The organism is Kitasatospora sp. NPDC056651 (assembly GCF_042792155.1).
In the GTDB taxonomy this organism is placed as follows: domain Bacteria; phylum Actinomycetota; class Actinomycetes; order Streptomycetales; family Streptomycetaceae; genus Kitasatospora.
The window spans coordinates 1-22,408 of the sequence record NZ_JBHTWX010000138.1; the positions used below are offsets into that span (position 1 = coordinate 1).

Annotated in this window: 9 protein-coding genes; 7 read left to right on the top strand and 2 right to left on the bottom strand. The window is 70.2% G+C overall.

The window, feature by feature from the left end; all coding sequences use genetic code 11:
• Positions 1–14,287: amino acid adenylation domain-containing protein (locus ACFRAR_RS34740; protein ID WP_380703659.1), on the bottom strand; the 14,287-nt coding region annotated here is incomplete at its 3' end.
• A 467-nt stretch (positions 14,288–14,754) separates the two neighbouring features.
• Here ACFRAR_RS34740 and ACFRAR_RS34745 point away from each other — a divergent pair.
• The 4 genes from ACFRAR_RS34745 to ACFRAR_RS34760 all read left to right on the top strand — a co-directional run bounded on the left by ACFRAR_RS34745 (position 14,755) and on the right by ACFRAR_RS34760 (position 16,735).
• On the top strand, positions 14,755–15,159 hold the full coding sequence (locus ACFRAR_RS34745; protein ID WP_380703661.1) for an ArsR/SmtB family transcription factor: 405 nt from the start codon (positions 14,755–14,757) through the stop codon (positions 15,157–15,159).
• Positions 15,156–15,425, top strand: coding sequence for a hypothetical protein (locus ACFRAR_RS34750; RefSeq protein ID WP_380703663.1), 270 nt, complete (start codon positions 15,156–15,158; stop codon positions 15,423–15,425). Before ACFRAR_RS34745 ends, ACFRAR_RS34750 begins: the two co-directional genes overlap by 4 nt.
• 38 nt (positions 15,426–15,463) lie before the next feature.
• The gene (locus ACFRAR_RS34755; protein WP_380703665.1) at positions 15,464–15,919 is read left to right on the top strand and encodes a hypothetical protein; all 456 of its coding nucleotides are present in this window, start codon (positions 15,464–15,466) and stop codon (positions 15,917–15,919) included.
• Between the two features lie 93 nt (positions 15,920–16,012).
• Positions 16,013–16,735 carry a hypothetical protein gene (locus ACFRAR_RS34760; RefSeq protein ID WP_380703667.1) on the top strand — a complete coding sequence of 241 codons (723 nt, stop codon included), beginning with the start codon at positions 16,013–16,015 and terminating at the stop codon, positions 16,733–16,735.
• Positions 16,736–16,816: 81 nt separating this feature from the next.
• On the opposite strand, the gene ACFRAR_RS34765 is transcribed toward ACFRAR_RS34760, so the two are convergent.
• Positions 16,817–18,601 carry a BTAD domain-containing putative transcriptional regulator gene (locus ACFRAR_RS34765; protein ID WP_380703669.1) on the bottom strand — a complete coding sequence of 595 codons (1,785 nt, stop codon included), beginning with the start codon at positions 18,599–18,601 and terminating at the stop codon, positions 16,817–16,819.
• Positions 18,602–19,290: 689 nt separating this feature from the next.
• Between ACFRAR_RS34765 and ACFRAR_RS34770 the strand changes: the two genes are divergently transcribed.
• The 3 genes from ACFRAR_RS34770 (at position 19,291) to sbnB (ending at position 22,339) form a co-directional block, all read left to right on the top strand.
• Positions 19,291–20,226: an ornithine carbamoyltransferase gene (locus ACFRAR_RS34770; RefSeq protein WP_380703671.1), complete on the top strand. Its 936-nt coding sequence runs from the start codon at positions 19,291–19,293 to the stop codon at positions 20,224–20,226.
• A 78-nt stretch (positions 20,227–20,304) separates the two neighbouring features.
• The gene (gene sbnA / locus ACFRAR_RS34775; protein ID WP_380703673.1) at positions 20,305–21,300 is read left to right on the top strand and encodes a 2,3-diaminopropionate biosynthesis protein SbnA; all 996 of its coding nucleotides are present in this window, start codon (positions 20,305–20,307) and stop codon (positions 21,298–21,300) included.
• A gap of 43 nt (positions 21,301–21,343) precedes the next feature.
• The gene (gene sbnB / locus ACFRAR_RS34780) at positions 21,344–22,339 is read left to right on the top strand and encodes a 2,3-diaminopropionate biosynthesis protein SbnB (protein ID WP_380703675.1); all 996 of its coding nucleotides are present in this window, start codon (positions 21,344–21,346) and stop codon (positions 22,337–22,339) included.
• Positions 22,340–22,408 lie beyond the last annotated feature (69 nt).

Genomic DNA, 22,408 nt, shown 5'->3' on the forward strand with positions numbered 1-22,408 from the left:
TGGTGCCGTCGGCGACGACGGCGATGGTGTCCGGGGTGAGTGTGGTCTGGCGTTCGATCAGTTCCGGTACGCTCACGTTCCCGCTGCCCGGGCGGGCGGTCGCGTTCCAGCTTGTCAGCAACGCCGAATCCTCACGCGACACCAACGACGTCGCGTCCATCACCGCGTCCGGGTCGGCGACCATCGCCTCCAGCACCGCCCGGTACAGCCCGGCCAGGCGGTCGCCGTTCGTCCGCTGCACGGCGGAGGCCCGGGTGTTGATGGTGAGCCGACCGGGGCCGGCCACCACGAACAGGGCGAACTCGTTGTCGCTGGCGCCCAGGCTCGCCGCCGCGTCGACCGACCCGCCGACCCGCGCACCCTCGGCCACCCGGGCGTCCCGACCGAAGTCCTGGTAGCTGAAGTGGACATCGATCAGCCGCGGCACCTGCGCCAGTTCACGCTGGATCACCGACATCGGGAAGCTGCGGTGCGGCCACAGCTCGGTCTCGCGGTCGAAGACCTGCCGCACCAGCTCCCGCCAGGTGCGGGCACTGCGGTCCATCGCGAACGGCAGGATGTTCAGAAACATCCCCTGTACCCGCTCGGTGCCCTCGGCCTCCGGGCGGGTGTGGCAGGTCAGACCGGTGAAGAAGCACGATTCCCTGGTGAGGGCACCGACCACCCGCAGGTGTGCGGCGTGCAGAACGCTCTTGACCGAGGTCCCGGACTCGGCGGCCAGCGCGGCGAGCGCGGGTTCGAGGTCCTCGAAGGTCACCTCGACGCTGTAGGGATCACGCTCGGTTCCGGTCGGCTCGCCCCAGCCCGTGGGCAGGTCGAACTTGGCCCAACCGTCGACGATTCCCCGCCAGTACGAGCGGTCCTCGACCGAGGCCAGGGCCGCCACCTCCTCCGCGACGGCATCCGCGAAGCGTACCCGCGGCGCCTGCCAGGGCTGCGGCGCGGAGCCGTCCCGCAGCTCGCGGTAGCAGGTGATGATCTCGCCGAGCAGGGCGTGGTAGCTCCAGCCGTCCAGGATGACGTGCGCCTGCGTGACGGTGAACTGCCAGCTGTCGGCGTCGAGGCGGTGCACGAACAGCCGCAGCAGCGGCGCCTGCGCCAGGTCGAAGGCTGTCCGGCTCTCCTCCGCGACGAACACCCGCAGCCGGCGCTCCTGCTCCTGCGCGTCGAGCCCGCGCAGGTCCGCCTCCCCCACCGGGATCTCGGCGGCGGCGTGGACCAGCTGCAGCGGCGTGTCGTACGACTCCAGGTCGACGGACGTGCGCAGGACCTCGTGGCGTCCGGCCAGCAGTGCGACCGCCCGGCGCAGCGCGTCCACCGACAGTTCCTCGCCGCGGACCCGCAGCGAGGCGACGTTGTGATAGCGCAGCGCGCCCTCGGTGGACAGCATCTCCACGACCATGCCGAGCTGGGCCTGGGTCAGCGGGTAGGCGTCCACCACGTCGTCGGGGAGCCTCGCTCGGTCCTCGTCACCGATCAGGGCGAACGGCGGAACACCGGGCCCGGCCGGCGCCTCGGCCTTCCGGTCCGTCAGCTTCTCGGCCAGCGCCGCCACCGAGCGGCAGGCGAAGATGTCCTGCATGGTCGCCGGGTAGCCGACCGTGCGCAGGGCACCGACCAGGGCGACGGCCCGGATGGAGTCGCCGCCGAGGTCGAAGAAGCTGTCGTGGACACCGACCTGCTCCGCGCCCAGGATCCGCTCCCAGATCGCCGCGATCCGCTCCTCCACCGGGGTGCGGGGTGCGACGTAGACGGTGCGCGCGTAGGCGTCCTGGCCGGGAACGGGCAGTGCGTGCTTGTCGAGCTTGCCGTTGGGCGTCAGGGGCAGTCGGTCCAAGGCGACGAAGGCCGCCGGCACCATGTACTCCGGCAGCGCCCGGCCCAGCTGCTCCCGGATCAGGGAGAGGTCCAGACCGGCCCCGGTCTCGGTGGCCGTGTAGTAGGCGACCAGGTACTTGTCTCCGGGCACGTCCTCGCGGGCCAGCACGACCGCCTCGCGGACACCCTCCAGCGCGGATAGCGCGCTCTGGATCTCGCCGAGCTCGATGCGGAAACCGCGGATCTTCACCTGGTCGTCGATGCGGCCGAGGAATTCGTAGGTGCCGTCGGGGAGTTGGCGGGCGAGGTCGCCGCTGCGATACATCCGGGTGCCGGGTGTGCCGTGGGGGTCGGGGATGAAGCGTTGGGCGGTGAGGGCGGGGCGGTTGAGGTAGTTGCGGGCGAGGCCGGGTCCGGTGACGTGGATTTCGCCGGGGGCGCCGGTGGGGACGGGGTTGCCGTGGGGGTCGAGGAGGTGGATGGCGAGGTCGCCGAGGGGGCGGCCGATCGCGTTGCCGGCGCCGGGGGTGAAGTCGCGCTTGGTGAGGCGGTGGTAGGTGGTGTGGACGGTGGTCTCGGTGATTCCGTACATGTTGACCAGGGCGCAGCGGCCGAGGCTGAGGCGGGTGGTCCAGGGCTGGAGTTCGGGGATGTCGAGTTTCTCGCCGGCGAAGACGACGGCGCGCAGGGAGAGCTGCTTGATGCGGCGGTCGTTGTCGGCGGCGGCGGTGACCAGGGAGCGGAAGGCGGTGGGGGTCTGGGAGAGGACGGTGACCTGTTCGTCGACGAGGAGGTCGAGGAACCCGTCGGGGTTGCGGGTGGTGGGGGTGGGGACGACGACGAGGCGGCCGCCGTTGAGGAGGGCGCCCCACATCTCGAAGACGGAGACGTCGAAGGCGTAGGAGTGGAAGAGGCTCCAGACGTCGGACTCGTCGAAGGAGTAGTGCTCCTGCGCGGTGGACATCAGACGCGCCACGTTGCCGTGGGTGAGCGTCACGCCCTTGGGCCGGCCGGTGGAACCGGAGGTGTAGATCACGTAGATCACGTTGTCGGGGCCCGTGAGGGAGACCGGGTCCCCGGCCTCCCGCCCGGCGATGCCCTCGCGGTCGGCGCCGTCCAGGACGACGGTGACACCCTGGTGGAAGCCGGCCACCAGCGACAGCGTGGCCCCGTGGGCGACGACGACGTCCACGGCCGCGTCCCCGGCGATGTAGGCGAGGCGGTCGGCGGGGTTGACCGGGTCGAGCGGAACATAACCCGCACCGGCCTTCAGCACCCCGAGCAGGGTCGGGATCAGGTCCGCACCACGCTCCAGGCACACACCCACCAACGACTCCGCACCGACACCGAGGGAACGCAGGTGATGGGCGAGACGATTCGCCCGCTCGTTCAACTCCCCGTACGTCAACGACACTTCACCAGCGGTAACCGCGACCGCCCCCGGCGTCGCCGCGGCTTGCGCCTCGAACAGTGCGTGAATGCCATCGGCCATGTCCGCGTCGTGTGCGGTGAGGGGCTCGGGCGTGGTGGTGGCGGCGATGTCGTCGGGTGTGCGGATCGGGGTGTCGGGGTTGGTGGCGAGGGTTTCGAGGGTGGCGCGGTAGGTGTCGGCGAGGTGTCGGGCGTGGGTGGGGGTGAGGTGGTGGGTGTTGGTACTGAGGGTGAGGTGGGTGGGGGTGGCGTCGATGGTGAGGCCGAACTCCTTCGGGGAGTCGTTGAAGCTGAGGTTCTGGTCGAGGGCTTGGTGGGCCTGGTGGAAGTCGGTGTAGTTGAAGAAGGTGTTCAGGAGCCGGCCCGTGCCCGCGAGGCGTTGGATGGCGGGCAGGGGGTGGTGACGGTGGGCCCAGAGGTCGAGTTCGCGGGTGAAGGTGTGCTGGATCAGGTCGCGCCAGGTGGTGGCGGTGTGGTCGGCGGGGAAGGGCAGGGTGTTGAGGTGCATGCCGATGACGCGGTCCGCTCCGATGGTTTCGGGGCGGGCGTGGGTGACCAGGCCGGTGTGGTAGGCGCTGTCGGGGGCGAGGGTGCCCATGACGGCGGTGTGGGCCGCGAGCAGGATGGTCTTGAGGGGGACGCCGCTGGTGGTGGCGAGGATGGTCAGGGCGCCGGTGAGGTCGCCGATGGGCACGCGCAGGCTGTAGTGGTGCGGGGCCTGGGTGGTGTCGGCCCAGTGCGGGGGCAGGGTGACGGGGGTGTGGGTGGTGACGACGTCGTGCCAGAACACGCGGTCGGCGGGTGAGGCCAGGGCATCGAGCTCGGCGGCGATGAAGTCCGCGTAGCGCACGACCGCGGCCGGGTCGGGCGTGGCCGCCTCGGTGGCAGGGGGTTCGTTGCCGTCGCACAGGTGCTGGTAGCAGTCGAGGAGTTCGGCGCGCAGGGTCTCCTGGCTCCAGCCGTCGATCACGGCGTGGGGACTGGTCATCGACAGCCACCAGCCCGCGTCGGGGGTGTCGGTGGTGGTGGTGACGTGCAGGCGGAACAGCGGTGCCCGGTCCAGGTCGAGCGGGTGCTCGCGCTCGGCGCCGACGTAGGCGCGCAGGGCCTCGGCCAGGTCCGTGTGCGGGACGTCGCGCAGACCGATGACGGTGTCGGCGCCGGCGTGTACGAGTTGCAGGGGCTGGGAGTGGCCGGCCAGGTGGATCGAGGTGCGCAGGGTCTCGTGCCGGCGGGTGAGGAGCTGCCAGGCCCGGGTGAGGGCCTGGTGATCGAAGGGCCGCTCGTCCTGGACCCGGGCGGTGGAGACCATGTGGTAGGCGTTGCCGCTTGCCGCGGTCAGTCCCTCGGCGATCATGCCGGTCTGCACCTGCGAGAGCGGGTAGGCGTCCACGACGTCGGCGGGCAGTGCGGCACGGTCCTCGTCGCCGATCAGCGCGAACGGCGCCACACCCACCTGGGCCACCGGTGCGGGGGCCTGCTGGTCGGCGAGGGCGGTGGCGAGGTTGGCGACGGTGCGCTGCTGGAAGACCTGCTGGATGCTCGCCGGGAAGCCGGCGTTGCGCAGGGCACCGACCAGGGCGATCGCCCGGATCGAATCACCGCCCAGGTCGAAGAACGAGTCCTCGACACCGACGCGTTCGGCATCCAGGACCTCGGCCCAGATCTCCGCGATCCGTTCCTGCGCCTCGGTGCGCGGAGCGATGTACGCGGCGTGGGCGTACGCGTCCTGGTCCGGCGCCGGCAGGGCACGCCGGTCCAGCTTCCCGTTCAAGGTCACCGGCACCCGGTCCAGGACCACGAACGCGGCGGGGACCATGTACTCCGGCAGCACCCGGCCCAACTCCGCACGGACCAGCGGCAGGTCGAGGTCGATGCCCTCGGCGGCGAGCGTGTAGTAGGCGGTGAGGCGCTTGTCGCCGGGGGTGTCCTCACGGACGATGACCACGACCTCGCGGACGCCGTCCACCGCGGCCAATGCCGCCTGGATCTCACCGAGCTCGATGCGGAAACCGCGGATCTTGACCTGGTCGTCGATGCGGCCCAGGAACTCCAGCGTGCCGTCCTCGCGCCAGCGCGCCAGGTCGCCGGTGCGGTACATCCGCGCGCCCGGCATGCCGTACGGGTCGGGGATGAAACACTGCGCGGTCAGGCCGGGACGGTTGGCGTAGCCGCGGCCCACGTTGACACCGGCGATGAAGAGCTCGCCCGGAACCCCGACCGCCTGCGGCCGCAGGTTGGCATCCAGCACGTACAGGCTGGTGTTGCGGATCGGCCTGCCCATCGCGATCCGCTGCCGCATGCTCTCCGGCAGCGGATCACGCAGGGACTGGACGCTGGCGGTGAACGCCGCCTCAGTCGGACCATAAGCGTTCAGAACGAGAAGACCGGGCACGACGGCGTGCACGCCTTCCACCAGGGAGACCGGCAGGTCCTCGCCGCCGCAGACCATGGCGCGCAGCGTGCGGCAGGCGCGAAGGTCGCCGTGCTCCAGGACCAGTGACAGCATCGACGGCACGAAGACCGCCGCTGTCACACCTCCGTCGGCCATCAGGCGGCTGAGGTAGACCGGGTCGCGGTGACCACCCGGCATCGAGACGAGCATGCGGGCGCCGGCCGTCAGCGTGCCGAAGACCTCCCACACGAAAGGGTCGAAGCCGATGGAGGTCTTCACCAGAACCGTGTCGTCCGGCCCGAGTTCGGCGTACTCGTTCAAGGCGGCCAGGCTGTTGAGGATGCCCCGGTGGCTGTTGGCCGCGCCCTTGGGGCGGCCGGTGGAGCCTGAGGTGAAGATGACGTACGCCGGCGAGTCCGGGGTCACGAACCGGGCCGGGGCGGTCGCCGGGTACTCGGCCCAGGCCGCGGGCTCGTCCACGAGGAGCAACCGCGCCTCGCACGCCGGCAGGGCGGAGAGCAAGTGGCGCTGCGTCAGCAGGGTCGACGCCCCGCTGTCCTCCAACACCATCGCCATGCGGGCCTGGGAGTACTCCGGGTCCATCGGGACGAACGCACCACCGGCCTTGCCGACCGCCACGACCGCCACGACCAGTTCGACCGATCGGTCCAGGCAGACGCCGACCGGCGACTCCGCGCCGACGCCGAGGGTGCGCAGGTGGTGGGCGAGACGGTTCGCCCGCTCGTCCAGTTCGGCGTAGGTGGCGTGGGTGCCCTCGAAGGTCACCGCGATCGCGTCCGGCCTGGCGGCGACCTGAGCCTCGAACAGCTCCATCAGGGTCCCGGCGCTCGCCTCCCGGACCTCACCCATCCACTCCGACAACACCAACTCCTCCTCCTTCGCGGGGAGGTGGGTGGTGTGGGCGGGGTGGTGGGGGTGGTGGGCCATGGCTTCGAGGACGGCCCGGTACATGTCCGCGATGCGCCGGGCGTGTTCGGGGGCGAGGGTGTGGGAGGAGGCCTGCAGGCTCACCGAGGACGGTGAGACGATGACGCCGAGGCCGAACTCGGTGCTGCCGGTGCCGAATCCGGCGTTCTTGTCGACGATGCCGGTGTCGATCTGGTGGAAGTCCTGGTAGTTGAACACGATGTCCAGCAGCCGTCCGGTGCCGGCCATGCGCTGGATCTCCGGCAGCGGAAAGCGCCGGTGCCCGGACAGCTCCACCTCCCGCTCGAAGGTGCGCCGCACCAGGTCGCGCCAGGTCCCGGTCATCGGGTCAACGGGGAAGGGAAGGGTGTTGAGGTACATGCCCAGCACCCGGTCGCCTCCGGCGGCCTCCATGCGCACGTCGTAGACCACGCCGGCATGGAACGTGCTCTGCTCGGTGAGCTGGCTCATCACCTTGGTGTGCGCGGCGATCATCACGCTCTTCAGCGACGCACCCGCCGAACGGGCCAGCGCCCGCAGGCCGTCCTGGAGGTCGTCGACGGTGACACGCAGGTTGTACCGCTCGGCCTCCTCGTCGGCCGGGCCCTGCCAGCCCTCGGGCAGGACCAGCGGAGTGTACTCGTCGACCACGCGCCGCCAGTACCCGCGGTGCACGGGCGAGGCGAGCGCGTCCAGTTCGGCCGCGACGAAGTCCGCGTACCGCACCGCGACCGGCTCGGGCGCGTCGGGCGCGTCACCGTCGCGCAGGGCCAGGTAGGTCCTGACCAGTTCCATGATCAGGGAGTGGTAGCTCCAGCCCTCGGTGACCGCATGGTGCTGGGAGACCGCCAGCCGCCAGCCCTCCTCGCCCTCCAGGTGGGCGGAGACCCGCAGCAGCGGTGCCGTCTCCGGATCGAACGGACGCGCGCTGTCCGCGGCCAGGAACTCCGTCAGCGCCCGGGCCCGCTCGGATTCCCCGAGGCCGCGCAGGTCGTGCACGTCCACCGGCACGCTCACCTCGGCGTGCACCAACTGCAACGGCTGTGAGTAACCGCCCAGATGGACCGACGTGCGCAGCACCTCGTGGCGGGAGGCAACCAGGTCGACCGCCCGCCGCAACGCCTCCGCCGAGAACGGGCGCTCGTCCCGCACCCGGTGCGCGACGAAACCGTGGTAGGCGACCCGGCCGGCCTCCACCAGCGTCTCCACGACCATGCCCGCCTGCACCTGCGAGAGCGGGTAGGCGTCCACGACGTCGGCGGGCAGTGCGGCACGGTCCTCGTCGCCGATCAGCGCGAACGGCGCCACACCCACCTGGGCCACCGGTGCGGGGGCCTGCTGGTCGGCGAGGGCGGTGGCGAGGTTGGCGACGGTGCGCTGCTGGAAGACCTGCTGGATGCTCGCCGGGAAGCCGGCGTTGCGCAGGGCACCGACCAGGGCGATCGCCCGGATCGAATCACCGCCCAGGTCGAAGAACGAGTCCTCGACACCGACGCGTTCGGCATCCAGGACCTCGGCCCAGATCTCCGCGATCCGTTCCTGCGCCTCGGTGCGCGGAGCGATGTACGCGGCGTGGGCGTACGCGTCCTGGTCCGGCGCCGGCAGGGCACGCCGGTCCAGCTTCCCGTTCAAGGTCACCGGCACCCGGTCCAGGACCACGAACGCGGCGGGGACCATGTACTCCGGCAGCACCCGGCCCAACTCCGCACGGACCAGCGGCAGGTCGAGGTCGATGCCCTCGGCGGCGAGCGTGTAGTAGGCGGTGAGGCGCTTGTCGCCGGGGGTGTCCTCACGGACGATGACCACGGCCTCGCGGATGCCGTCCACCGCGGCCAATGCCGCCTGGATCTCGCCGAGCTCGATGCGGAAACCGCGGATCTTGACCTGGTCGTCGATGCGGCCCAGCACCTCCAGCGTCCCGTCCGTCAGCAACCGCGCCAGGTCACCGGTGCGGTACATCCGCGCGCCCGGCATGCCGTACGGGTCGGGGATGAAACGCTGCGCGGTCAGGCCGGGACGGTTGGCGTAGCCGCGGGCCAGGCCGGGGCCGCAGACATGGATCTCACCTGGCACGCCGACGGGTACGAGCCGGCCGTCGGGGTTCAGCACGCGGACGGTGAGGTCGGCGAGTGCGGTGCCGATGCGGCTGCCGGCGCCGGCGGTGAAGTCGGCGTCGATCAGGCGGTGGTAGGTGTTGTGGACGGTGGTCTCGGTGATTCCGTACATGTTCACCAGGACCGGACGCTCCAGACCCAGGCGTTCCACCCAGGGCTGGAGGTCCGCCATGTCGAGTTTCTCGCCGCCGAAGACGACGACGCGCAGAGCGAGTCGTCCGATGCGCGGGTCGCCGTCGCGGGCGGCGGCGGTCAGGGTACGGAACGCGGTGGGGGTCTGGTTCAGGACGGTGACCTGCTCGTCGGCAAGGAGGTCGAGGAACTCCTCGGGGTCGCGGGTGGCCTGGGAGGGGACGACGACCAGCCGGCCGCCGTGCAGCAGCGGGCCCCAGATCTCCCACACCGAGAAGTCGAAGGCGTAGGAGTGGAACAGCGTCCAGACGTCGGAGCCGTCGAAGGCGTAGTGCTCCTGCGCGGTGGACATCAGACGGGCCACGTTCGCGTGGGTCAGCGCCACGCCCTTGGGGCGGCCGGTGGAACCGGAGGTGTAGATCACATAGATCACGTTCTCCGGCGAGGACACCACCGCCGGGTCGGCAGCCGAGGATGCGGCGATGGTCGAGCGGTCGGCGCCGTCCAGGACGACGGTCGCACCGCTGTGGAAGCCGGTCACCAGCGGCAGCGTGGCCTCGTGGGCGACCACCACCTCGACGGCGGCGTCGGCGGCGATGTAGTCGAGGCGGTCGGCGGGGTTGGCCGGGTCGAGCGGAACATAACCGGCGCCCGCCTTCAGCACGCCCAGCAGGGTGGGGATCAGGTCCGCGCCGCGCTCCAGGCAGACGCCGACCAGCGACTCCGCACCGACGCCGAGGGTGCGCAGGTGGTGGGCGAGACGGTTCGCCCGCTCGTTCAACTCCGCGTATGTCAGGGACACTTCGCCCGCGGTGACCGCGACCGCCCCCGGCGTCGCCGACGCCTGTGCCTCGAAGAGCTCGTGGACACAGCTGTCCACCGGCTCGACCGCGGCCAGGCCGGAGCCGAGGATGAACTCCCTTTCTCCTGCCGGGAGGTGGGTGGTGTGGGCGGGGTGGTGGGGGTGATGGGCCATCGCTTCGAGGACGGCCCGGTACATGTCGGCGATCCGCTGGGCGTGTTCGGGGGCGAGGGCGGGGGTGGTGTGGGTGAGGATGACGTAGCCGGCGCGGCAGGAGACGGTGAGGGTGTGTTCGGTGGGGCTGTCGTCGATGCCACCGTGGGCGTCGATCAGGTCGTGGTCGACCTGCCGGAAGTCCTGGTAGTTGAAGCTGGTGTTGATCAGGCGGCCGGTGCCGGTCTGGCGCTGGATCGCGGGCATCGGGAAGTGGCGGTGGGGCCACAGCTCGATCTCCTGCGCGAAGGTGCGTTGGACGAGGTCGTGCCAGGTGCCGGTGATCGGGTCGACGGGGAAGGGCAGGGTGTTGAGGTACATGCCGGGCACCCGGTCGGCGCCGGTGGCCTCGGGGCGGGCGTCACAGACCAGGCCGAGGTGGAAACTCCTCTGGTCGGTGAGCTGGCTCATCACCTTGGTGTGCGCGGCGATCATCACGCTCTTCAGCGACGCACCCGCCGAACGGGCCAGCGCCCGCAGGCCGTCCTCGAGGTCGTGCCAGGGCACACCCACCTGGTGCGTGCGCACCGGCCGTCGGGGGTCGGCACCGGCCTGGTGGAGGCCGGCGGGCAGGGAGAAGGGGGTGCGGTCGTCGACGACACGCTGCCAGTAGGCGGCGTGCTCGGGGGAGGCGAGGGCGTCGAGTTCGGCGGCGATGAAGTCCGCGTAGCGGACCTCGGCCGGTGTCGGCACCTCGGGAGTACGGCCGTGGCGCAGGTGGCGGTAGGTGGTGAGGAGTTCCATCAGGAGGGTGTGATAGCTCCAGCCCTCCATGACGGGGTGGCACTCGGTGACGGAGATCCACCACCCGCCCGGATCGGTGTCGCTGGTGTGGGCGTGGTAGCGCATCAGCGGCGGTGCACCCAGGTCGAACAGCGTGGCGCGTTCGGCGGTGGTGAACGCCTCCAGACGCTCACGCGTGCCCGCCTCGTCCAGGCCGGTGAGGTGGGTGACACCGACGGCCGGTTCGGCGGCGGCGTGGACGAGTTGCATCGGGCGGCCGTAGCCCGTCAGGTGGATCGAGGTGCGCAGGGCCTCGTGGCGCTCGACCAGGATCGCGGCGGCCTGTGTGAACGCCTCCGGAGAGAAGGAGTCGGTGTCGCGGATCCGGTAGGTGGAGACGTTGTGGTAGAGGTTGCGGCCGGTGTCGGCGAGCATCTCCACGACCATGCCGGTCTGGATCTGCGACAACGGATACGCGTCCACGACGCCGGCGGGGAGCTTGGCACGGTCGTCGTCGCCGATCAGGGCGAACGGGGCAACCCCCACGGTGGCGACGGACTGCGGCTGGGCCTGTCCGGTCACCGCGGCGAGGCCCGCCACCGTTCGCGCCGCGAACACGTCCCGCACCGTGGCGGGGAAGCCGGCCGAGCGCAGCGCGCCGACCAGCCCGACCGCGCGGATCGAGTCGCCGCCCAGGTCGAAGAAGCTGTCGTGGACACCGACCCGCTCCACACCGAGGACCCTGGTCCACACCCCCGCGATCTGCTCCTCATCCGGCGAGCGCGGGGCGACGTAGGCGGTGTGGGCGAAGGACTCCTGCCCCGGCGCGGGCAGAGCACGCTTGTCGAGCTTTCCGTTCGCGGTCAACGGCAGCACGTCGAGGGCCACGAACGCGGCGGGGACCATGTAGTCGGGCAGTACCTGTCGCAGCTGCTCGCGCACCTGGGCGAGGTCGAGGTCGGCGCCCTCGTCGCCGGTGGTGTAGTACGCGGTCAGGCGCTTGTCACCCGGCGTGTCCTCACGGACGATGACGACCGCCTCGCGGACATCGTCGAGTGCGGCCAACTCGGCCTGGATCTCACCGAGTTCGATGCGGTAGCCGCGGATCTTGACCTGGTCGTCGATGCGGCCCAGCACCTCCAGCGTCCCGTCCGCCAGCAACCGCGCCAGGTCACCACTGCGATACATTCGCTCACCCGGCGCCCCGAACGGATCCGGGACGAAACGCTGCGCGGTCAGACCCGGACGGTTCAGATACGCCCGGGCAAGACCTGGACCCGACACGTGGATTTCCCCCGGCACACCCACCGGCACCAGATCGCCGTGCGCGTCCAGCAGACGCACCGTCAAGTCCGACAGCGCCACGCCGACACGGCTGCCCGCACCCGGCGCGAAGTCCGCTTCACTCATCCGGTGGAACGTGGTGTGCACGGTCGTCTCGGTGATCCCGTACATGTTCGCCAGGACCGGACGCTCCAGACCCACCCGCTCCACCCACGGCCGCAGATCCGCGACATCCAGCTTCTCGCCCGCGAACACCACCGCCCGCAACACCAGCCGGTCCACCCGGCCGTCCCCGTCGGCCGCCGCCGCCACCAACGACCGGAAGGCGGTGGGGGTCTGGGAGAGGACGGTGACCTGTTCGTCGACGAGGAGGTCGAGGAACCCGTCGGGGTTGCGGGTGGTGGGGGTGGGGACGACGACGAGGCGGCCGCCGTTGAGGAGGGCGCCCCACATCTCGAAGACGGAGACGTCGAAGGCGTAGGAGTGGAAGAGGCTCCAGACGTCGGACTCGTCGAAGGAGTAGTGCTCCTGCGCGGTGGACATCAGACGCGCCACGTTGCCGTGGGTGAGCGTCACGCCCTTGGGCCGGCCGGTGGAACCGGAGGTGTAGATCACGTAGATCACGTTGTCGGGGCCCGTGAGGGAGACCGGGTCCCCGGCCTCCCGCCCGGCGATGCCCTCGCGGTCGGCGCCGTCCAGGACGACGGTGGCACCCTGGTGGAAGCCGGCCACCAGCGACAGCGTGGCCCCGTGGGCGACGACGACGTCCACGGCCGCGTCCCCGGCGATGTAGGCGAGGCGGTCGGCGGGGTTGACCGGGTCGAGCGGAACATAACCCGCACCGGCCTTCAGCACCCCGAGCAGGGTCGGGATCAGGTCCGCACCACGCTCCAGGCACACACCCACCAACGACTCCGCACCGACACCGAGGGAACGCAGGTGATGGGCGAGACGATTCGCCCGCTCGTTCAACTCCCCGTACGTCAAAGACACTTCACCAGCGGTAACCGCGACCGACCCCGGCGTCGCCGCAGCTTGCGCCTCGAACAGCTCATGCACCGCACGCGTACCCGAACCCGGCTCCACGGCCACGCCCGACACCAGCGCCCGCTCGGCCTCGTCCAGCATCCCGACCCGCACCAACGGCACCCCGGGACGCTCCAGCACACCCTCCAGCAACCGCCCGAAGTGCCCCGCCATCCGCTCGATGCTCGCCCGCTCGAACAGCTCCCGCGCATACACCAGCCGCGCCGTCAACGAACCGTCCGCGCCCTCCAGTACCTGCAACTCGAGGTCGCACTTCGCCACACCCCCGGAAACACCGAACGGTTCAACCGTCACGCCCGGCCCGAACAGCCCTCGCTCGCCCGCCGCCCCGGCCTCGTGCATGGTGAACGCCACCTGGTAGAGCGGCGTGCGCGCCATGTCGCGCTGCGGCTCCAGCTCGTCGACCAGCCGCGCGAACGGCACACCCTGGTGGTCGAACGACTCCAGGACCACCGGCCGCAGACCCTCCACCAACTGCGCGAACGAACCGCGCGCGTCCCAGCCGTGCCGGATCACCACACTGTTGATCCCGTACCCGACCAACGACTGCAACTCCGGACGCCCACGACCCGACACCACCGTGCCGACCGCCACGTCCTCACACCCGGCCCACCGCGACAGCAGCACCTGGAACGCACCCAGCACCACCACGAACGGCGTCACACCCAGAGCCGCCGCCACCTCGCGCACCCGAGCACCCACAGCGGGCGGCAACACCACCTCCACCTCAGCGCCCAGCGCCGACCGCACCGGACCACGTGCCCGGTCCAACGGCAGCTCCAACGCACTCAGACCCGCCAAACGCCGACCCCAGTACGCCAGTTCGCTCGCCAGCCGCTCACCCGACATGAACTCCCGCTGCCACGCCGCGAAATCCGCGTACTGCAGCCCGACCTCACCCAACGGCGAAACCCGGCCCGCCGCGAACGCCCCGTACAAGGCACCCAGCTCATCCAGGACGACCCGATTCGACCACGCGTCACAAGCGATGTGGTGGAACAGCACCAACAGCACGTGGTCCGCCCCGCCAAGGCACACCGACACCGCCCGAACCGGCCACTCACGCTCCAGATCGAACGGGCGCTCACAAGCCGCCCGTACCAGTTCGAGCGCCCGCTCCTCCCGGACGCCCTCCGGCACATCGCTCACGTCCAGCAGAACCAGGCCGGCACCCCCCGACTCCGGAGCGGACACGGCGTCCACCACCTGGACCGGCTCGACGTCCTCCATCACATAGCGGGTGCGCAGCACCTCGTGGCGCGCCAACACCTCCCCCCAGGCCCGCTCCAGCGCGTCCCGGTCCAGCGACCCGCGCAGCCGCAGCGCGGCCGGCACCAAGTACTCCGTACTGGACGGATCCAACCGCTGCAGGAACCACATCTGCTCCTGCCCGAACGACAACACGAGAGGATCCGAGCGATCGACCCGGCCGATCACCGACCGCCGGCCAACACCCCCCGCGCGCCCCGCCAAACGCCGGGCCAACAACTCCGCGCGCACCGAACCCACCACACCCGAACCCGAAACAGCCGACCCGGAAATATTCCGCGCGGTCATCTTGCATCTCCTTCACACGTGGCTCGGTGAGTTGCGGGCTCTGCGCACCCCGCAAGGCGGGGCGGCTCATTCGGTACCCCATCGTCGATCGTCAGGGACCTGGGCCATACCGGTCCTATACCAGCCCCATATCGCCGACCCGGCCTGCCGGGCGCCCGATGCGTCCGGCGCGTCCGCCGCTCCGCCGAGCCACACGGACCTCCGGATGTCGCCCTTGACCGACAAGGTTTCTGACTGGCGATCAACAGCTCGAACGCTCAGCCCAGTTGGCTCTTGCGAGATCAATCTTGCACCTGCTAACTTTTGTTGGCATGAGCCAAGGGACGGATGTGGGGGTCACCGACGTCACTGGAGACAGCCTGGTGCGGATCTTGGCCACGCTCTCCAATCCGCACCGCCTGCGGGTCATCGCCGCAGTTGCCCAGCAGCGGAACTATGTGAGCCGGCTGGCGCGCGAGCTCGGCATCAGCCGGGCACTGTTGCAGGTCCACCTGCGGAAGCTGGAAGCAGTGGGACTGGTCTCCTCCGAGCTTGAACTCTCCGAGGACGGGAAGGCGCTGAAGTTCTACCAAGCGACGTCCTTCGCCTTCCACCTCACTCCACAGAGCATCATGGCGGCGGTCGAGACACTGCACGTGGAGGGCTCGACGGACGTCTCCGAGGCCTCCGACAGCCCGGTGAAAGAAGAGAACTACCAAAAGACGGGAACGTCATGACGATTTATGACTCGGACGCGATCATTCTGACCCTGGGCGCGCTTCTCCTGATCGTCCCGGTCGCGATCGTGGCCATCCGGCAGCGGGCCGCCACCTCCCGGGCGAAGGAGGTCCTGGCCCGTGAACAGGACTACCGCCACCTCACCCAGACCTCGGTCAGCGTGCAGGAGCTCACCGACCAGAAGCTCACCGAGATCGCCATCCAACTGGCTGACATCAGCGCCCGCCTGGAGTCCGTAGAGCGGACCTTGAAGGAGATCGACTAACCCGGCCGCCCGGGGCAGCGGAAGGGAGGACACCGCTCATGAGGCTCAACGGCGAACCTGCCGACATCTACCGCGACGCCGGGTGCGGCGAACCGGCCGACGACGACCCGCGGTTCGACGAGGTGCTCGTGCCGCCTCTGCCGCACAGTGGTTGGGCGATGCGTCCGGGGCGCGGCGCGAACGGCCGGCCGGCGGTCGAGGTCTACGACGGCGAGGACTGCGTCGACGTGCTGGTCGCCTCCGGGTTGGTGCGCAATCCCTTGCGTGGTGCCCGCAACGGCGGGAGCGGGAAGCGCTTCTGGACAGTCGCCTGGGGGCGACTGCCGAACGGCATCGAACACGTCTACCTGGAGTTTCGCCGTCGTCGGCTGGTGCGCATCATCTCCCCGGTGATCGTGGCGGGCCGGTTCTGGATCTGCGAGGTACCCGGTAGCTACTCGTCGGTTGCCGCCTTCGCCGACGGCGTCCACCTGGATTCGCTCACCGTCGGCTGATCCCGCCCACCGGCTCTCGAAGACCCCCGCACCGACTCGCACAGCTCGCACGGACCGCACTGCCCGGAAAGCTCGTACCAGAGGGGAAATCCCATGTTCACCATCGCCCGTTCGCGCCGCGTCGCCACCGGCCTGCCCGTGGCCGCGGCCTGCGCCGTCCTCGCCATGTCGCTGACCGGCTGCTCGATCGGCGGCGACCCCAGCTCCGACAGCCTGTCCTACGACGCGGGTGGCCCCGCGAACACGCTCCGCGTCAAGAACCTCGGTGGCCGCATCGAGGTCGTCGCCGGCGACCAGAGCACCATCAAGGTGACCGAGACCTATACCTACACCGACGGCAAGCCCAAGACCACGCACTCGCTGCAGAACAACGAACTGAAGCTCGAAGCGACCGGCTGCGGGTCCGTCGGCATGGGCGGGAAGTGCGATGTCAGGTACAAGGTGGAGGTTCCCCGTGACACCGCCACCTACCTGGAGGGCTCCGGCGGCTCCATCACCGTCACCGGTCTGTCCGGCACCACCTACGCCAAGATCGGCGGGGGCGGCGTCGAGGTGAAGGACTCCACGGCCAAGGAGGTCACCGCACACTCCGGGGGCGGAGGCGTGATCTTGCAGTTCAACGGGGTGCCGGACAAGGTCGAGGCAACCACCGGCGGCGGCTCGGTGTCCGTCAAGGTCCCCAAGGGCCCCTACGCCGTGGACACCGGAGACTCCGGCGGTCGGCTGAGCCACGTCACGGTGGACGTCGACTCCAGCTCGCCCCACAAGATCAAGGCCACGACGGGCGGCGGCTCGGTCCTCGTGGAAGCGAACTGACGCTCCGACCGGGCCCGATTCGCCCAGCCGTTCCGGTGACCGGGGTGAAACCCTTCCGTCGGACGGTGATCCACCCGGCCGTCAGGCCACCACGGAGCGGCTCGCCAGAACCGCCGGCCCCTCCTCACCGCCCCGCTCCCAGGCCAGCGCCCAGGTCAGCCTGTGGAACTGGTAGCGGTCCGGGGCGTTCTCGGCCGAGGTCAGCAGGTGAGCGTCGATCAGGGTGTCGATCAGGTCCAGCGCCGCGTCGTCCGAAGTCTTCAGCAGAACCGCCGCGTTGCGCAGCGAGAAGGGCCCGAGCCCGAGCTTCGCGAGCTGTTCCAGAGCTTGACGTTCGAAGGTGGGAAGCTGGTTGTGGCTCACGGCCATGCTCCGGCGGACTCCGAGGTCGCCGAGCTCCAGTTCGTCGAGCAGGTTCCCACTGTCGGCAAGCCGCTTGGCCAGCCGTCCCAGTGACCAGTGCGGGCGGCCCGCCAGCCGGGCACCACTGATCCGCACCGCGAGCGGCAGGTAGCCGCTGAGCGCGACGATCCTGGCCGCGGCCTGCGGCTCGTTCGCCACCCGCTCCGCGCCGATCAGGTGCGAGAGCAGTTGGACGGCCTCCTCGGAGCTGAACGCTCCCAGCTGCACGTGGCGGACCCCCTCCAACGCCGCGAGGCTGTGCCGACTGGTGATCAGCACTCCGGACTTGGCTGTGGCAGGCAGCAGCGGCCTGATCTGCTGCTCGTCCTTAGCGTCGTCGAGCATGATGAGCAGTCGGAGCTCAGCCACCTGACTGCGGTAGATCCGGATCAGCTCGGGCAACCGGTCGGAGTCCACATCGACCACCCCCAGGGTCCGCAGCAGCTCGGTGAGCGCCTCCGTCGGGGTGAGCGGACGCGGGCCGTTGCCGCCGAGGTCGAGGTGGATCTGCCCGTCCGGGTACTCGTCGCGGATCCGGTGCGCGACCTGGGCCGCCAACACGCTCTTCCCGATCCCGGCCATGCCCACGATCGCGCAGACGGACGGCGCCCCGCTCTGTCCGGACCGCAGCCGAAGCGCCTCGGCCAGCTGCTCGGCTTCCCGCTCCCGGCCAGTGAAGTCCATCGGCACCGGCGGGAGTTGCGCCGGCGGTCGGTCCTGGTGCTGCCGGACGGACGGCGCCGGCTTCAGTCGGCGAACCGGCCTGACGACCTGCTCGGGCACCCGTCGGTCCTCGATGGTCGCCAGCTGGATCCGCTGATCGTCGGCCAGGATCGCCTGGTGAATTTCCTGGAGCTGCCGGCCGGGTTCCAGACCGAGGTCCTCGATCAGCAGCGACCGGTAGTCCCGGTAGGTGCGCAAGGCCTCCACCTGCCGCCCGCAGCGGTGCAGCGCCAACATCAGCTGGGTGCGCGGGCGCTCCCGGTGCGGATGGACCACGACCAGCGCCTTGAGTTCGGAGATCAGCGCGGCGTGCCGGCCCAGCATCAATTCCGCCTCGATGCGGTCCTCGATGGCGACCATCCGGGACTCCTCCAGGCGCGGCGCCTCCACCGCGGCCAGGTGCTCGCTGACCCCGGAGAGCGCGGGGCCGCGCCACAGGGCCAATCCGCACTGGAAGCTCTCGACCGCCTCCTCCAGGCGCTGGTCGCCCATCAGGGCCCGCCCACGGGCCATGTACTGCTCGAATTCCAGCAGGTCCAGATCGACGGAGGGGAACCGGATCCGGTAGCCAGGGCGCTGCCGGTCGATCCCCACCTCGTCGCCCAGCAGACCGCGCAAGCGGGACACGTAGGTCTGGATCTGTGACTGCGCGGTGTTCGGGGGCTCCTCTCCCCAGAGCATCTCGCCGAGTGCGGCGTCCGAGACCACCCGGCCCCGGGCCAGCAGGAACAGCGCCAGCACGGATGTGATCTTTGACCCGCGCAGATCGATCCTCTGGTCGCCTTGCCAGGCTTCGACCGGACCCATCAGCAGAACCCTCATTTTGCGCCTCCCCCGAGGTCACTTGAGTGTGCGTCACATCTTTGTGACGCGCCGTGATTGGCGCGCTCTGCATTCAAACATAAGTTCCGAGATGCCAGCCATGGATAGCAGCCAAGACGCAAAGGACATAGGGTACAAAAAAGCGAAATTCGCTGCATACTGCGATTCGATCCGTGGGGCCGGACCGAGTTCCGGGCGAGCCCTCGGGCACTCGCGCGATACCAGCGGAACTTAATGTTCCGTTGGTATCGAGGCCCAAGGGAAGGAATTTGACGCCACGTCATGGACTGAGAAGTCTGCTACTGTCGGTGGGCGCCGGGAGCTCCCCCTGAGGGGCAGCGCCATCCTGACCGGCGCCATGCTGTGTACAACGGCACGCCGAGCGTGTCGATCCCAGCTCCGCGCATTGCCGCCCGAGCGGGTTCGCACTTCACACCGACACAATTCGGCACAGGGCCGCCGGTCCTTTTCCTCGGCCCCACCGAATTCGTCCGCTCGTGCGTCCGGCCCCCGAACTTCGCGAGTCCGCCGACGGTCTCCGCGAAGTGCCATTGAATTCACGCCCTCCTTCTCTGCCGAGGGCCGCCTCTCACCTGGAGGAACGAGCGGTGAACAACCATGCTGCGCGGCACTTGATATCCACGGTCGACCTGAGCGACGCGGAGCTGCGGGCCCTGGTGGAGCGGGGCAGCGAGCTCTCCCGGGAGTCCCTCCGCTCCGGCGACCGACTGGCGGGCCTCGTCGTGGGGATCAACTTCCTCAAGACCTCGACCCGCACCCGGACGTCCTTCTCGGCCGCGGCACTGCGCCTCGGCGCGAACATCATCAGCTTCGGCCCGGACGACCTGCAGATCAACACCGGGGAAACGCTGGAGGACACCGGCGAGGTGCTCTCCCGGATGCTCGATCTGCTCGTGGTCCGCTCCGCCGGCGACCCGGGCGATCTGCGGGCCTTCACCAGGCAGCAGCGGATGTCGGTGATCAACGCGATGACCGCCGACGAGCACCCCACCCAGGCCGTGACCGACCTCATCACGCTACTGTGCCGCTTCGGTCGCATCGAGGGCCTGCGGATCTGCTATGTGGGCGAGGGCAACAACACCGCCGCCGCGCTGGCCCTGACGCTGAGCCGGTTCAAGGGCGTTCACCTGCGGCTGTGCACCCCGCCCGGCTACGGCCTGGCCCCGGCGGCGCTGCGGCGCGCGCTCGCCTACGCCGAGGAGTCCGGCGCCACCGTGACCGAGGTGCACGACATGGACACCCCTCCGGTCGGCTTCGACGCCTTCTACGCGACCCGCTGGCAGACCACCGGAAGCAGCAAGCCCGACCCCGACTGGCGCCGGACCTTCGCGCCGTTCCAGGCGACCACCGCGCTCTGGGACGCCAGCCCCGACGCGGTCTTCCTGCACGACCTGCCGGCCCACCGGGGCGAGGACGTCACCGCCGAGGTACTGGACGGTCCGCACAGCCTGGCCTTCGACCAGGCCGAGAACAAGATGTACGCCGCCATGTCCGTGCTGGAGTGGTGCGCCCGACGGATCTGAGGTCCGGCCGAAGAACCAGCGACAGGTAGTGGCGCGGCGAGCCGGTGGCCGCCGGGGCGTTGATGGGGGACGGCAGTTGTGATCTATGAAAGAGTTTCAGATATCGTCACCGACGATATCTTTCTTCATTTACCCGACTTCGTATCAAGCATGCAGGTATTCCTGAAACTGGAGGGGCTCAATCCGGCCGGATCGGTGAAACTCAAGACCGCCGTCGCGCTGATCGAGTCACTGGAACAGGCCGGAACGCTGCGCACGGGCTGCCGGGTCATCGAATCCTCCTCGGGCAATCTGGGCGTCGCCCTGTCCGTCGTGTGCGCGGCCAACGGCTACCCGTTGACCGTGGTGACCGACCCCAACGCCACCCGCCAGTCCGTGCGGACCATGCGGAGCCTGGGCACCGAGGTGGTGGAGGTCACCGCCCGGGACGCCAACGGGGGGTACCTGCAGACCCGGCTGGACTACATCCGCGACCGCCTGGCCGCCGATTCGCGCCTGGTCTGGCTCAACCAGTACGCCAACCCGGCCAACGTCCGCACCCACCGCGACCGGACCGCCCGCGAGGTCCACTGCGGACTGGGGAGCGTCGACGCGCTGTTCGTGGGGGCGGGCACCACCGGGACCCTGATGGGCTGCGTCGAGTACTTCTCCCGGCACAGCCCCCTCACCAGGGTGATCGCCGTGGACTCGATCGGCTCGGTCACCTTCGGCTCCCCCGCCGCGCCGCGGTACGTGCCGGGCCTCGGCACCAGCCGACGGCCCGAGATCTACGTCGAGAGCGACCGGTTCGAGCGGGTCCTGATCCCCGAGGAGGACACCGTGGCGATGTGCCGGGCGGTGGCCTCGCAGTACGGCCTGCTGACCGGCGGCTCCACCGGCACCGTGCTCGCCGCGGTGCGCCGGCTCGCCCCCACCCTGCCGGCCGGCTCCCGGATCGCCGCGATCTCGCCCGACCTGGGCGACAAGTACCTCGACACGGTCTACGACGACTCCTGGGTCCTGGAGCACTACGCCGACAGCACCCTCACCAGCGACGGCGAACTCGCCGGCCTCGCCCACAGCACCGCCGGCTGAAACCGCCGACCGGGCCCGAACAGATCCAGGAGAGAACAGATCCATGACGAGTTTCAGCGTCGTCCCCGGCGCGGCCGTCTCCCAGATCCTCGGCGAATCGCCGAAGGACATCCTGCGCATCGTCAGCGAGACCTACCTCGCGCACGAGCACGGCCAGTCGGTGAATCCCGACAGCTACTTCCTGCGGTTCCCCGAGAAGCCCAGTGCCCGGGTCATCGCGCTGCCCGCGTACCTCGGCGGAGCGGTGGACACCATCGGCATCAAGTGGATCGCCAGCTTCCCGGACAACGTCCGTCAGGGGCTGCCGCGCGCCTCTGCCACCCTCCTGCTCAACGAGTACGCCACCGGGTACCCGATCGCCTGCCTGGAGGCCGCCGGCATCAGCGCCGCCCGGACCGGCGCCTCCGCCGCCGTCGCGGCCGCGGCACTGGTCGGCGACGCCCGGCCGAAGGTCGCGGTGATCGGCGCCGGTGTCATCGCCCGCACCATTCTGAGCTACCTGCACGCCAACGACCTCGCGATCGCCGACGTCCTGGTGCACGACCTGGACGCCACCAGCGCCGGCCACCTGGCCGGCCACGCCGAGGGGCTGGGCCTGTCCGCCCGCACCGGCACCCTCGAGAACGCGCTCGCCGCGGACCTGGTGGTGTTCGCCACCACGGCCGCCACGCCCTACGTGCCGGCCGGTACCCCGCTACGCCCCGGCCAGGTGCTGCTGAACGTCTCGCTGCGCGACCTGGCGCCCGAGCTGCTCCTTGGCGCCAACAACATCGTGGACGACGTCGAGCACTGCCTGAAGGCGCAGACCTCGCCGCACCTGGCCGAACAGCTCACCGGCAACCGGGACTTCATCACCGGCACGCTCGGTGGGCTGCTGCTCGGCCGGTTCACGCCCGACCCCGCCAAACCCACCGTGTTCTCGCCGTTCGGCCTCGGCATCCTCGACCTCGCGGTCGGCCACCACGTGCTGCGGCAGGCCCGGGCGCAGGGCAGCGCCGTGGAGATCCCCGACTTCATCGGAGAGACCACCCGCTGGTGACACCATGACGGAGCGGGGGGCCCCCCCGGCGGGGGGGGCCCCCCCCGCCGCGCTCGTAGTGGAGCAGGG

Coding starts and splice junctions, on each gene's coding strand:
- ACFRAR_RS34745 (WP_380703661.1), top strand. CDS start 14,755: ATGAGCCAAGGGACGGATGTGGGGGTCACCGACGTCACTGGAGACAGC.
- ACFRAR_RS34750 (WP_380703663.1), top strand. CDS start 15,156: ATGACGATTTATGACTCGGACGCGATCATTCTGACCCTGGGCGCGCTT.
- ACFRAR_RS34755 (WP_380703665.1), top strand. CDS start 15,464: ATGAGGCTCAACGGCGAACCTGCCGACATCTACCGCGACGCCGGGTGC.
- ACFRAR_RS34760 (WP_380703667.1), top strand. CDS start 16,013: ATGTTCACCATCGCCCGTTCGCGCCGCGTCGCCACCGGCCTGCCCGTG.
- sbnB (WP_380703675.1), top strand. CDS start 21,344: ATGACGAGTTTCAGCGTCGTCCCCGGCGCGGCCGTCTCCCAGATCCTC.